Here is a 12,414-nt window from a genome sequence, read left to right on the forward strand (position 1 = left end):
AAAAGGAATGATTAAGGTTTAAAATAGATGGCTTTGTTAATATTGCTTTTTGGGTTTCTACACTTTAAAATACATACCCATTATCATCTAAAAATAAAAAACCACAGCTTATCTCTAAACTGTGGCTTGTTTTAAAGAAATTGTAGATTTTAGATCTAAGATCTTAAATCTACAATCTAAAATTTAAACCTTACTTCCTTGCTATTGCTTTTTTAGCTGCTTTTACAATATTTTCAGCATTCAAGCCATATTTCTCTAGCAATTCTGTAGGTGTTCCCGATTCACCGAAGGAATCATTAACTCCCACATATTCCAACGGAGCTGGATTGTTTCTGATCAATGTTTGTGCGATGCTATCACCAAGTCCACCATTGAGTTGATGCTCTTCAGCAGATACTGCGCAACCTGTCTTCCTAACAGAAGCTAAAATCGCTTCTTCATCCAATGGCTTAATCGTATGGATATTGATCACTTCTGCAGAAATACCTTCTTCTCTTAACATTGCCTCTGCAACAACCGCTTCCCAAACTAAGTGACCTGTAGCAAAAATCGTCACATCTGTTCCCTCAATCATGTGCCAAGCTTTTCCGATTTCAAACTTCTGATCAGCAGGTGTGAATATCGGCCAACTAGGACGTCCGAATCTTAGGTAAACTGGACCTTCGAATTCAGCGATCGCTATCGTGGCTGCTTTGGTTTGATTATAATCACAAGGATTGATCACAGTCATATGGGGAAGCATTTTCATCATTCCCACATCTTCTAAGATCTGATGCGTAGCACCATCTTCTCCCAAAGTCAAACCTGCGTGAGAAGCACAGATTTTTACATTCTTATCAGAATAAGCTACTGATTGTCTGATCTGATCATAAACTCTACCTGTAGAGAAATTAGCAAAAGTTCCTGTAAAGGGAATTTTACCGCCAATTGTCATCCCTGCAGCCAAACCAATCATGTTTGCTTCAGCTATACCTACTTGAAAAAACCTTTCTGGAAATTCTTTTTGAAAAGCTCCCATTTTCAAAGAACCAATCAAATCTGCACAAAGACCTACCACGTTTGGGTTTCTTCTACCTGCTTCAAGCAAACCATCGCCAAAACCTGATCGTGTATCTTTTTTCTCTGTATATGTATATTTTAAATCTAATGTCTTATCCATTTTCTAGTTAATTAATAATCTCCTAAAGTTTCTTCTAATTGGCCTAGGGCATTTTCAAGTTGCTCATCACTTGGGGCAATTCCATGCCATTTGTGAGTTCCCACCATAAAATCAACCCCGTAACCCATTTCAGTATGCAATAGAATTAAGACAGGCTTTCCTTTTCCAGTTAATGACTTAGCTTTTTCCAATCCTTCAAGGACTGCTTCCATGTCGTTACCTTTCAAGGTTTCGATCACTTCCCAGCCAAAGGCTTCCCATTTTGCCCTCAAGTCTTTCAAATCCATTACTTCTTTGGTAGGGCCGTCGATCTGTTGTCTATTGAAATCAATCGTCGCGATCAAGTTGTCTACTTTATGATGTGCTGCGTACATGCAGGCCTCCCAAACTTGACCTTCTTGCTGCTCCCCATCACCCATCAATACATAAACTAAGCGATCATCCTTATCAATTTTTTTGACTTGAGCAGCGCCGATTGCGGCAGAAAGTCCTTGACCTAAGGAACCAGAAGCGATTCTAATTCCAGGAAGATTCTCTTCTGTAGCTGGATGTCCTTGAAGACGGCTGTTCAATTTTCTGAAAGTTTTCAATTCTTCCGCTGAAAAATAGCCACTTCTTGCCAATACGGAATACCATACAGGTGAAATGTGACCATTTGACAAAAAGAATAGATCTTCATTATTTCCATTCATATTAAAATTACTATCGTGCTTCATTTGGTTGAAATAAAGTGCGACGAAGAATTCCGTACAGCCTAAAGAGGCTCCAGGATGGCCAGACTGCACTGCATGAACCATGCGAAGGATGTCACGTCTGACTTGGCTTGAAATTTTTGTGAGTTGTGCTAAAGGTTGTTTCTCCATTGGTTTGGAATATTGTTATTTAAGAATTTGATTCGTATGTTCTTTGGTTTTTACTTTATCGATGATCTCCTCAATTTTCCCTTCTTCATCAATAATAAACGTTGTTCTAGCTGTCCCCATGTATTTTCGACCATACATAGATTTTTCTACCCAAGTACCAAAAGCTTCATGTACAGACTTGTCTTCATCTGCTATCAATGTAAATGGTAACTCCTGTTTTTCGATAAATTTTTGATGTGATTTTTGAGAGTCAGAGCTAACTCCTAAAACAACATAACCCGCTTTTTGCAATGCTTCGTAATTATCTCTCAGGTTGCATGCTTGGGCAGTACAGCCGGGAGTATTGTCTTTTGGATAAAAATAAAGGACTACTTTCTTTCCTTTGAAATCTGAAAGCTTGATCACATTTCCATTTTGATCTTTTGATTCAAACTGTGGCGCTAATTTTCCTACTTCTAATGACATCTTGTTTTTGTTTTAAAGGTTAAGTTTATTTTATCGTCCCTGACCAGGTGGATTCATTCCCTGCCATATCATGAACTTTTAATAAAACCTCTCCTCTGAAAGGTTGTTTATCATTTTTTTCAGACCAGATTAAAGCCTGCTTGTGTTCATATCGCATCAAAACCCATTCTCCGTCTACAAACGCTTCAAAATCTTTAATCCCAGACTTATTATCTGATATTCTAAACCTTATTTCGTTTGAATTAATGCGAATTGGGAGAATTTTTGGAGGCACTTCATCAGTATCGATTACAAAAGTACCAAAATTTCTTGTTTTAAATTGTATGTCATCACCTTCCCAAATGCTCCCTACAAAACTTTTCCTTCCATTAGCCGCAACAGAATAAATATGTGATTTATTCTTATTTCCTCGATATTTTGTTTGGTGAATTTTGACAGCAAGATTCTGTTGAAGGTAGTCTCCTGAAGGATTGATACTTAAAACCAGTGAGTTGTCAGTTTGATTGAGATTCATTCTTAAAAACAAATCATCCAAAAGTGTATTCTCTTCAAAATCTAAGCTAACATTTCCATTAGTGAAATAAAGCTTTTCTCCATAGGGAATTCTAGTAATCACTTTGGGATGTATCATCTCTGTGCAAACATCCAAAGAGTCAGGAACTCCATAAGTCATGTCCCAAAGGTAAACCCTCCTTCCTTTTTCTTCATAGGCTGGAGGGATTTCCATAATTCTATCACCAACAAATACTTTAGCTAAGCTCCCTTCTTTCGAAAGTTTTGTATTGATCGCAATTACCTCTCTTTCGTACTTAATAATGGTCGGTGAATTATCAGATTGAAGTGTGGTAGCTTGAAAATCTATGCTTTCGCCTTCGACATCTAAAGTTAAAACTCTCGTGTTCCCAAAAAAATCTTTCAAATTAACTTGAAAAGATTTTTTCTCTCCTTCCAAAGCTGAAATTTTCCCTTGAGTTAAAGAGTCCACATCATATAATTCTAATGGATTGTTTGGGTATGGGTACAAGCGTACAAATCGATTAAGGTATGAATGCGTCAGCAAAAACCTTCCTTGATTGAAATCAATATGATCCACATTGATCCGGAAAATAGGCTTACCATTTTCCAAAAGTTCATAAACCGGAACTCCGAAAATATTCCCGACACCATCTTGCTTGTCTACCGCATACACTTCCAAACCTACTCTTCCTGATATTTTTATATCTCTTGGAAGGACATATCTCCCACCCTCAAGAATAGGTGTGAATTCCTGTCTTTCGAATTTTCCATCCACACGAGATTCATAATCTAGAGGACGCAAGGCTACTTTATAGAGTATTGGTGGCGTATTATCTACTATTTCCTTGTCAAAACCAAAAGCAAATGGATCAATCGCTCTATCTAAACTATCTCTAATCTCAAAGTGCAAATGTGGTCCACCCGATCCGCCTGTATTTCCACCATTTCCAATGATCTCTCCTCTAGTAACTCGAAGCGAAGTTTCATCAAAATAGACTTCCAAATCATTCTTGCGCTCGGTATACATTTCCTGACGCATGCGTTCAGAAATTTTATCTGAGAATTTTTGCAAATGGGCATAAACTGAAGACTGTCCATTATAATGTTTGATATAAAGCACATTGCCATAGCCGTAAGAGGAAACCTTAGCACGATAGACATAGCCATCTGCTATCACTCTGATCGGTTCGCCATCTACGCCACCAATTTTGACATCTATCCCGCTGTGAAAGTGATTAGGCCTGATTTCAGAAAAATTTCCTGATAAGTAATTTCGCTGTCCGGGTTTGACTGGAAAGAGATAATCTTGAGCAGATAAATTCAGACTCAAGAAGTAAATAAATAAAATTATTGACTTATTTAATTTCAAAATCCAATAATTTTTGATCTTCTATGAATGCCTCTAATCTATCTCCAATATTGACTTTACCTACTCCTGCGGGCGTTCCTGTAAATATTAAATCCCCTTTTTTCAAAGTGAAAAATTGAGAAACATACTCTATAATCACCCCAAAATCAAAGAGCATCATCGATGTGTTTCCCTTTTGCCTTTTTGCACCATTAATCAAAAGATGAAAATTGATATCGTTGAAGTCTTTAAATTCAGAAACGGATAAAAACTCTCCTACTGGTGCCGACCCATTAAATCCTTTGGCGATTTCCCATGGAAGTCCTTGAGCTTTACATTGATCTTGAAGATCTCTAGCGGTAAAATCTATTCCAATTCCAATTTCATCAAAATATCTATGAGCAAATTCCTTTTTGATATATTTACCTTCCTTATTGATTTTAAGGACTAATTCTACTTCGTGATGGATGTTTTCTGAAAAATCTGGATGAAAAAACGGCATATTGTTTTTCAAAACCGCAGTATCAGGCTTCATAAATACAACAGGAGCGAAAGGTCTTTCGTTGTTGAGCTCTTCAATATGCTCCACATAATTTCTACCTATGGCAATGATCTTCATATTTCTTAAATTTTTATTGCATCAATAATAATCACTAGCTTGAAGTCTTAAATATAAGCAAGTAAAATTTATTAAGTGTATTTTATACATTTATTTTTTAATATAAGCTTCAATCAACTTTTCAGCACATCTTTCACCATCCATAGCTGCGGAAACAATTCCTCCTGCATATCCCGCACCTTCAGCACAAGGATACAATCTTTTGATTATGGGATGTTCAAAACTTTCCTTATCTTTTGGAATCCTTACAGGCGAAGAAGTCCTACTTTCAACACCTATCAACTGAGATTCATTGGTAAAATAGCCTTTCATTTTATTTCCAAATGCTTTGAATCCATCAGCTAATCTCGAAGCGATAAAATCTGGCAATACGTCGTGCATATTGACTGAGTTTAAACCTGGTTGATATGAAGTTTCCAAAAGGGATGTACTTTCTTTTCGATTTACAAAATCAATCATTCTTTGTGCAGGAGCAGTTTGTGTTTCTCCTCCTGCTTTCCATGCAGATTTTTCAATTTCTGCTTGGAACATCATCGCTGCCAAAGGGCCATATTTTTCATATTGTGGCAAGTCTTCTAACTCAACTGCCACGACTATTCCGGAATTGGCAAATTTACTATCTCTTCTGCTAGGACTCATGCCATTGACTACTAATTCTCCTGGGGAAGTAGCAGCAGGAACGATAAAACCTCCTGGGCACATGCAGAACGAAAATACTCCTCGTTGCTTGCCTTTGAATTTGGTTTGATGAACCAAGGAATAACTTGAAGCTGGCAAATACGGTCCTCGATCGGTTTCGCAATGATATTGAATCTTATCAATAAGATTTTGACTGTGTTCTATCCTCACGCCAAGTGCGAAAGGTTTAGCCTCGATCAAGATTTTTTTCTGATGTAATAAATGATAAATGTCTCTCGCTGAATGTCCTGTTGCCAGAATCACTCCAAGACCTATGATTTTTTCCCCATCTTGGGTAACCACACCTTTCATTTCATTATTTTCAAGAATAAAATCGACAACTTTGGTATTAAAAAGTACTTCGCCACCTGCTTGAAGGATTGACTCTCTTAATTCGGTGACGATTTTAGGGAGTTTATTTGTCCCAATATGAGGGTGTGCATCAACAAGGATTTCCTCAGTTGCACCATGGGAAACGAAAATCTCCATAATTCTTCTGATATCCCCTCTTTTCTTGGATCGGGTGTAGAGTTTACCATCAGAATACGTCCCTGCTCCTCCTTCTCCAAAACAGTAATTGGATTCAGGGTTGACGACATGGTCTTTGTTGATCGCTGCAAGGTCTCTTCGCCGAGCACGGACATCATTTCCCCGCTCGATCAATATCGGCTTGACGCCAAGTTCTATCGCTCTCAATGCCGCAAACATTCCAGCTGGACCTGCTCCAACGATAATGATTTGTTCTGAATTCCTGACATTTTGATAAGCTTTTGAAGCTTCCAGCATTGGTGGAACGAGCTCATCAATAAAAACTTCAGCGGTCACGTTCACTTTCACTTGTCTTCCTCTCGCATCAATGGAGCGCTTGGTCTGTCGCGCACGAACATCTGTTTGACTCCCCGAGATTCCAATTCTTTTGGAAACTGTCTCTTGAAATACCACCTCGTCATAGGCCTCCTGAGGTGTGAGTTGTAATTGAATTTCTTTTTTCATTTTAATGTAAGGTATTTATCCTTAAAGGTTTGGGAAATTAAATGATTTGAAGATTGGAAAATTGTAAGATTGGTGGATAGTGGTTAAAATTTTTTAATGTTGGAAAGTTTTAAGGTTGTGGGAGTTTGGAAGATTTGCTAAGTGGATTTGGATTGGAAAGTCTTTTGTTTCTTGGTTCTTGACTCTCGCTTCTGGCATCTCAAATCTAGCTTCTCCCCTTTCACATTTCCTCTCCAAAGATCTCTTTCACTACCCATCCTTTTCCCCATTCGGCTTTTTCTTGATCGGTCCAGATTTCTGGGTAGAAAATGACTTTTTGAAATCGAGGTGGCAAGTATTTTTGCCAGTTTGTCCCACCCGTAGCAGCTATATCAACGGGGTCTCTTTGCAAATATCTAACTGCTGATTTGTAATGTGCCAAAGGCCAAAACACATTTGCTTTCAAATCCAAAGTTTGCATTAATTTCTTGAGTTCTTCGTCTTTATCAGCGCAAGATTGGTATTGCTTCCAGATATTTTTAGACTTATTTGAGTCAATTAGCTCTTTCAATTCCTTGCCATATTTGATCTCGAAAGTCTTTAGGGTCAAAGTTTTTTCGCCAGTTGCAAGTTCTATAGCTCCTTGTTGCCAATAGAGATTGTTGAACAAGTCGTCGGTAGTCATGTTATTTGATATGGAGTCCCTTTTATCAACATGAATTAGATTTGCTACGTCAGATGAAAGAATCTCAATCACCCTATATTGAGCACTTTGGAACCCACTAGACGGAAGAAGTGACATCCTGAATTTAAGAAACTGTTCTCTTTCCATCCCTTTCCACATCACTGCAAAAGAAGAAATCAAATGATCAAAATACATGATGACTCTTTCCAATCTTTCTTTAAAAAAGTCAGCTTTGATCTCTTGTTGTTCAGCAATCTGCTCAAGTTCCCAAATGATCAATTTGAAATAGAGTTCTGTGATTTGATGATAAATGATAAAAATCTTCTCATCTTTAAAAGAAGTCTTGGGCTGCTGCAGGGAAAGTAAAATATCCAGATTGATATAATCCCAATAGTTGAGATAGTCAGCATAAAGCAAGCCTTCCAAATAGGAAGACAAATCTTGTCCAGAAGCTTTGAATTTCCTTTGTAACAGTTCAATTTTTTCTGTGATGTCTTTTTGAGTTTCTGCTGGGGTCATGAATTAAATTTATATGAAATAGGTAGTTTTTTTACCCGCTTCTTGTTTATTTCAAGGCGGTATTGAAAAAACATTTGAATACAAAAATCCATTATAATTAGCAATAAACCAAAACAGAAATGAATCCAGATATTACAGGTGGTAAATCCACTAAAAAGGACATGTTTGAAGGCGTTGACTTTTATCAAATTGATGACTTGCTCACAGAGGAACATAAACTCATTAGGTCATCTGTTCGGGATTTTGTGAAAAAAGAAATTAGTCCCTACATAGAAGATTGGGCTCAGAATGCGCATTTCCCTTATGAAATCGTCAAGAAATTTGGGGATGTAGGAGCTTTTGGTCCACAGATCCCAACGGAATATGGTGGTGGTGGATTGGACTATATTTCTTATGGTCTGATTATGCAAGAAATCGAAAGAGGAGATTCAGGCATGCGGAGTACAGCATCAGTACAAGGTTCATTGGTCATGTATCCGATTTATAAATTTGGCTCAGAAGAGCAAAAGCGCAAGTTTCTTCCAAAATTAGCTTCGGGCGAAATGCTCGGGTGTTTCGGTTTAACCGAACCTGACCATGGTTCAAATCCAAGTGGGATGACGACCAACTTCAAAGATATGGGAGATCATTATCTGTTGAATGGTGCCAAAATGTGGATTTCAAATTCACCTAAAGCAGATGTAGCAGTTGTCTGGGCAAAAAATGAAGAAGGAAGAATCCACGGACTGATTGTAGAGCGTGGCATGGAAGGCTTTTCAACTCCAGAAACGCATAACAAATGGTCTTTAAGAGCATCATGTACTGGTGAGCTGGTGTTTGATAATGTGAAAGTTCCAAAAGAAAACTTACTACCTGGAAAATCAGGTTTGGGTGCTCCGATGATGTGTTTGGATTCTGCCAGGTATGGCATCGCTTGGGGAACGCTCGGCGCAGCGATGGACTGTTATGATTCAGCAAGAAGATATGCTTTAGAAAGAATTCAGTTTGACAAACCTATTGGATCTTTCCAATTGATTCAAAAGAAGTTAGCAGAAATGCTTTCTGAAATCACCAAAGCACAGTTGCTTGTCTGGAGATTGGGCAAAATGATGGACGAAGGTAAAGCTACAACAGCTCAAATCTCACTAGCTAAAAGAAACAATGTGGCTATGGCTCTCGACATTGCCCGTGAGGCAAGACAAATTCATGGAGGCATGGGAATCACTGGAGAATATTCCTTAATGCGACACATGATGAATCTAGAATCTGTAGTCACCTACGAAGGAACCCATGATATACATTTGCTGATTTTGGGTCACGAGATTACAGGGATACCGGCTTTTAAATAGATTTAAGACGTAAGACTGAAGAAGTAAGATGACTTGTTCATCGTGAAAGATGATTTTGACCGCTGAGGTTTTGTACCTTGGCGGTTTTTTCTTTTACATAAAAAATAAGGTGAACCTTTCGGATCACCTTATCAATAACGTTGTGATTACTATTCTTACTTGGTAAACTTCTCTGCTTCGGCTTTCGCTTTTTTCGTCAGTTTATCTACTTCGCTAGATGCTTCGGAAACTTTCTTGTTTAAGCCGTCTAAGAAAGTATTTACTTTACCATTTACTTCATCTAAATATTCATTTCCTTTCTTACCTAATTTTTTTCTTGTATTCTCGCCCTTATCTGGAGCAATTAAAATACCAACCTGAACACCAACTGCCGCACCTAATAATGCACCTAAAAGAAATTTTGTAGAACTCATATCATTTTAAATTTTGAGTGAAAATAAAATTAAAATTAGCCTAAATAAAATCGTTTACCTTATTTAAACTATACCAAATGCAACGAATATTGTGCCACAAAGTTCCTGAAAGTCAGTTTTTTTATTTATTTAATCATACTCCTGATTACAATCGTTCTCACTGGCTGAATTGGATCATTGGTAAATAGCATGATATGTTTATGGTCTATCCCTCTCCTGCCCTCAGGATCAAAAGTATAACTCAAATTCATCGACTCTCCACCCATTAAACTCTCTTTTTCTAGCTTTACCTCAAGGCAGGAGCAATTGGTGATGACTTTTCGGATTTCTAAAACTTCCTCACCCTGATTACTCAATTTAATCTCTCTTCTGATGATTTGATCACTATTTATATTTTTCAAATCAATATCAATTTCATTGATTCCTAGACGTGGAACAATATTTTCCATGCTTTTTAGAACAGGTTCAAAATATTCAAATATGTTTGCTATTAGCCTTAAGCTCAAAGGATTTTCTTTACCAGAGAAATTCAAAGAAAGCTCTTCTTCTACCAAGCCAAAATCATTTTTCACTTGCCCATCATAATCTATGATCAATAATCCTCTTTGGTTTGGAGCGAGAACTAAGGGTTGTAAATCAATTTTCAAATAATCAGGTAAAGAGTCCGCAATTGAAGTCAAGGAAACGCTGTCCTTTCCAAAATTATATAGTTCTACCATTTTCCTCCTAGGCTCATGTGTGTAAACATTCCCCATATTGATGCTAGATAGTCGCATCCCGATATCTTGATTTTTGTATGGATAAGCAGCTTCTAAATTATCTGGAAAAGGTATGTTAAATCCTTGCAGATACAAGGTGTCACCATAAATATCCTGATTGGTGCGAACTATAATCATTTTAGTAAAAGCTCCGCCTCTGTGGTCAGGATTGAAATTCACTTTGATACTTCCGACTTTGCTTTGATAAATCGTGTCTTGGCTAAAAGCTGCGGTCGTACATCCACAGTCAGTAATAATATCAGAGATAATGATCGCAGAGTCCGTTTGATTCAGGCCAAGAAATTCCACTTCCACGAGTCCATTTTCTTCTAATACTGTTCCAATATCAATGGTTCTATTTTCCCAAAACAACAATTTCCGCTCAATGTCTTGAGCCTCAGCAACTCCCATAGAAAGAACTACTAATACAACTAATAATAACTGGGTTTTCAATTTAATCATAGGATCAAATAACGATAAAATTCAAACGATTTGTACCCATATTTATTTAATTTGCGTCAAAATTATGAATAATGGCAAGAGTATTAACAGGTATTCAAAGTTCAGGACGTCCGCATTTAGGTAATATTTTAGGTGCTATTGTCCCAGCTATTGAGCTTACAAAAAAAGATCAAAACGAGTCTTTTATTTTTATAGCAGACATGCATTCCCTTACCACGATCAAGGATGGCGATATTCGAAGAGAAAACACTTTAGCTGTGGCAGCTGCTTGGTTGGCATTTGGGTTAGATATTTCTAAAACAGTCTTTTATAGACAATCTCAGATTCCAGAAGTATCAGAATTGACTTGGTATTTGAGTTGTTTCACTCCTTTTCCTATGTTGGCCAATGCACATAGCTTTAAAGACAAGTCTGACCGATTAGCAGATGTGAATGCAGGACTGTTTACTTACCCCGTTTTAATGGCAGCTGATATCTTGCTATACAGTGCTGATTTGGTTCCCGTTGGAAAAGATCAATTGCAGCACTTAGAAATCTCAAGAGATATTGCTTCTACTTTCAATCATAGAATTGATGAAAATATTTTGACGCTTCCTGAAGCTAGAATCAATGAATCTGTGATGATCATTCCTGGCACCGATGGCCAGAAAATGAGTAAGTCTTACAATAATTACATTGACATATTTCTTCCTGAAAAGGAATTAAAAAAGAATATCAATAGTATCATCACTGACAGTACTCCACTAGAGGAACCAAAAGATCCTGACACCTGCAATGTTTTTAAACTCTATTCACTTGTAGCATCTGATTCCCAAACTTCAGAGTTAAGAGCAAAATATTTAGGAGGAAATTTTGGCTATGGTCATGCCAAGAAAGAGTTTTTGAATTTGATTTTGGAAAAATACAAAGAGGAAAGAAAAACATTCGATTATTTTATGACCCATCCTGAGGAATTGGAATTGAAATTATCAGAAGGTGAATCTAAAGCTAGAGTTGTAGCTCGAGAAATGCTCAACCAAATCCGAGAAAAATTAGGTTTTTAATCAAAAATGCCTGAATCAAAAACGATTCAGGCATTTTTGCTTTAGAGAAAGTCTCTATTGGATTAACTATTTAACTTACTCTTCTTACTCTTCACTAATCACAAATTAACTCAATTACTGTTAACCAATTAACTTGATAACTAAACCTATCTTGATCTCCAAAGATCTTTCAGAGAAAGTCCATTGATCTGCATCACAAATCGAGTTGGGTTTGGAATAAGCACAATTCTTACGTCTTGTTTATCAAATTGCTCAGATTCTATTGGCACACCTTCAGCACCTTTTACTTCATAAGAAACTATTCCATTCGCATCCGGCAACATGGGAGTATAGGCATTTGCCAAATAGGCAGAAGGTAACAACACATCATTATCTGATTTTAGCTTTGCATAAATTTTTTCTAATTCTGCTTCCAATTTATCACCATATTCATCATTAAAATCATCTTCTAGATCATGGAGTTCTTCCTCAATATCATCATAGCGCTCATCTGCGTAGGTGATTTTACTCAGTGCGATTCTCTTCTCTACAATTGCCGTTAGGTCTTGATCCAGTTTCTTTAAATCCATTGATTGATCTTGTTTTA

The 12,414-nt window shown here is 37.2% G+C and carries 12 protein-coding genes; 2 read left to right on the plus strand and 10 right to left on the minus strand.

The features are described 5' to 3' along the window. Window positions 1–190: 190 nt before the first annotated feature. The 7 genes from BELBA_RS14835 to BELBA_RS14865 all read right to left on the minus strand — a co-directional run bounded on the left by BELBA_RS14835 (window position 191) and on the right by BELBA_RS14865 (window position 7,824). Window positions 191–1,159, minus strand: coding sequence for a transketolase family protein (locus BELBA_RS14835; RefSeq protein WP_014773501.1), 969 nt, complete (start codon window positions 1,157–1,159; stop codon window positions 191–193). An 11-nt stretch (window positions 1,160–1,170) separates the two neighbouring features. Further along, on the minus strand, window positions 1,171–2,022 hold the full coding sequence (locus BELBA_RS14840) for a transketolase (protein WP_014773502.1): 852 nt from the start codon (window positions 2,020–2,022) through the stop codon (window positions 1,171–1,173). 15 nt (window positions 2,023–2,037) lie between these two features. Then, the gene (bcp, locus tag BELBA_RS14845) at window positions 2,038–2,487 is read right to left on the minus strand and encodes a thioredoxin-dependent thiol peroxidase (RefSeq protein ID WP_014773503.1); all 450 of its coding nucleotides are present in this window, start codon (window positions 2,485–2,487) and stop codon (window positions 2,038–2,040) included. A gap of 25 nt (window positions 2,488–2,512) precedes the next feature. Next, on the minus strand, window positions 2,513–4,333 hold the full coding sequence (locus tag BELBA_RS14850; RefSeq protein WP_245531085.1) for a M23 family metallopeptidase: 1,821 nt from the start codon (window positions 4,331–4,333) through the stop codon (window positions 2,513–2,515). A gap of 25 nt (window positions 4,334–4,358) precedes the next feature. Beyond that, window positions 4,359–4,970 carry a fumarylacetoacetate hydrolase family protein gene (locus BELBA_RS14855; protein ID WP_014773505.1) on the minus strand — a complete coding sequence of 204 codons (612 nt, stop codon included), beginning with the start codon at window positions 4,968–4,970 and terminating at the stop codon, window positions 4,359–4,361. Between the two features lie 90 nt (window positions 4,971–5,060). Beyond that, window positions 5,061–6,641, minus strand: a complete 1,581-nt coding sequence (locus BELBA_RS14860) for an NAD(P)/FAD-dependent oxidoreductase (RefSeq protein WP_014773506.1) — start codon at window positions 6,639–6,641, stop codon at window positions 5,061–5,063. Window positions 6,642–6,861: 220 nt separating this feature from the next. Next, window positions 6,862–7,824 carry a tryptophan 2,3-dioxygenase family protein gene (locus BELBA_RS14865; RefSeq protein ID WP_014773507.1) on the minus strand — a complete coding sequence of 321 codons (963 nt, stop codon included), beginning with the start codon at window positions 7,822–7,824 and terminating at the stop codon, window positions 6,862–6,864. Window positions 7,825–7,943: 119 nt separating this feature from the next. On the opposite strand from BELBA_RS14865, the gene BELBA_RS14870 reads away from it, so the two are divergent. Continuing rightward, window positions 7,944–9,152 carry an acyl-CoA dehydrogenase family protein gene (locus BELBA_RS14870; RefSeq protein WP_014773508.1) on the plus strand — a complete coding sequence of 403 codons (1,209 nt, stop codon included), beginning with the start codon at window positions 7,944–7,946 and terminating at the stop codon, window positions 9,150–9,152. Window positions 9,153–9,307: 155 nt separating this feature from the next. On the opposite strand, the gene BELBA_RS14875 is transcribed toward BELBA_RS14870, so the two are convergent. Continuing rightward, a complete protein-coding gene (locus tag BELBA_RS14875; protein WP_014773509.1) occupies window positions 9,308–9,565 on the minus strand; it encodes a YtxH domain-containing protein in 258 nt (85 codons plus the stop codon). A gap of 125 nt (window positions 9,566–9,690) precedes the next feature. Continuing rightward, the gene (locus BELBA_RS14880) at window positions 9,691–10,785 is read right to left on the minus strand and encodes a DUF1573 domain-containing protein (protein WP_014773510.1); all 1,095 of its coding nucleotides are present in this window, start codon (window positions 10,783–10,785) and stop codon (window positions 9,691–9,693) included. 71 nt (window positions 10,786–10,856) lie between these two features. Here BELBA_RS14880 and trpS point away from each other — a divergent pair, with 71 nt between their 5' ends. After that, window positions 10,857–11,828, plus strand: coding sequence for a tryptophan--tRNA ligase (gene trpS / locus BELBA_RS14885; protein WP_014773511.1), 972 nt, complete (start codon window positions 10,857–10,859; stop codon window positions 11,826–11,828). 146 nt (window positions 11,829–11,974) lie between these two features. On the opposite strand, the gene BELBA_RS14890 is transcribed toward trpS, so the two are convergent. Next, on the minus strand, window positions 11,975–12,397 hold the full coding sequence (locus tag BELBA_RS14890) for a hypothetical protein (RefSeq protein WP_014773512.1): 423 nt from the start codon (window positions 12,395–12,397) through the stop codon (window positions 11,975–11,977). Window positions 12,398–12,414 lie beyond the last annotated feature (17 nt).

Origin of the sequence: Belliella baltica DSM 15883, assembly GCF_000265405.1 — a bacterium.
Classification (GTDB): Bacteria; Bacteroidota; Bacteroidia; order Cytophagales; family Cyclobacteriaceae; genus Belliella; species Belliella baltica.

Excerpts from the sequence above, each read along its gene's own strand:
- BELBA_RS14835 (WP_014773501.1), bottom strand. The coding sequence starts at position 1,159 with ATGGATAAGACATTAGATTTAAAATATACATATACAGAGAAAAAAGAT.
- BELBA_RS14840 (WP_014773502.1), bottom strand. The coding sequence starts at position 2,022 with ATGGAGAAACAACCTTTAGCACAACTCACAAAAATTTCAAGCCAAGTC.
- bcp (WP_014773503.1), bottom strand. The coding sequence starts at position 2,487 with ATGTCATTAGAAGTAGGAAAATTAGCGCCACAGTTTGAATCAAAAGAT.
- BELBA_RS14855 (WP_014773505.1), bottom strand. The coding sequence starts at position 4,970 with ATGAAGATCATTGCCATAGGTAGAAATTATGTGGAGCATATTGAAGAG.
- BELBA_RS14860 (WP_014773506.1), bottom strand. The coding sequence starts at position 6,641 with ATGAAAAAAGAAATTCAATTACAACTCACACCTCAGGAGGCCTATGAC.
- BELBA_RS14865 (WP_014773507.1), bottom strand. The coding sequence starts at position 7,824 with ATGACCCCAGCAGAAACTCAAAAAGACATCACAGAAAAAATTGAACTG.
- BELBA_RS14870 (WP_014773508.1), top strand. The coding sequence starts at position 7,944 with ATGAATCCAGATATTACAGGTGGTAAATCCACTAAAAAGGACATGTTT.
- BELBA_RS14875 (WP_014773509.1), bottom strand. The coding sequence starts at position 9,565 with ATGAGTTCTACAAAATTTCTTTTAGGTGCATTATTAGGTGCGGCAGTT.
- BELBA_RS14880 (WP_014773510.1), bottom strand. The coding sequence starts at position 10,785 with ATGATTAAATTGAAAACCCAGTTATTATTAGTTGTATTAGTAGTTCTT.
- trpS (WP_014773511.1), top strand. The coding sequence starts at position 10,857 with ATGGCAAGAGTATTAACAGGTATTCAAAGTTCAGGACGTCCGCATTTA.
- BELBA_RS14890 (WP_014773512.1), bottom strand. The coding sequence starts at position 12,397 with ATGGATTTAAAGAAACTGGATCAAGACCTAACGGCAATTGTAGAGAAG.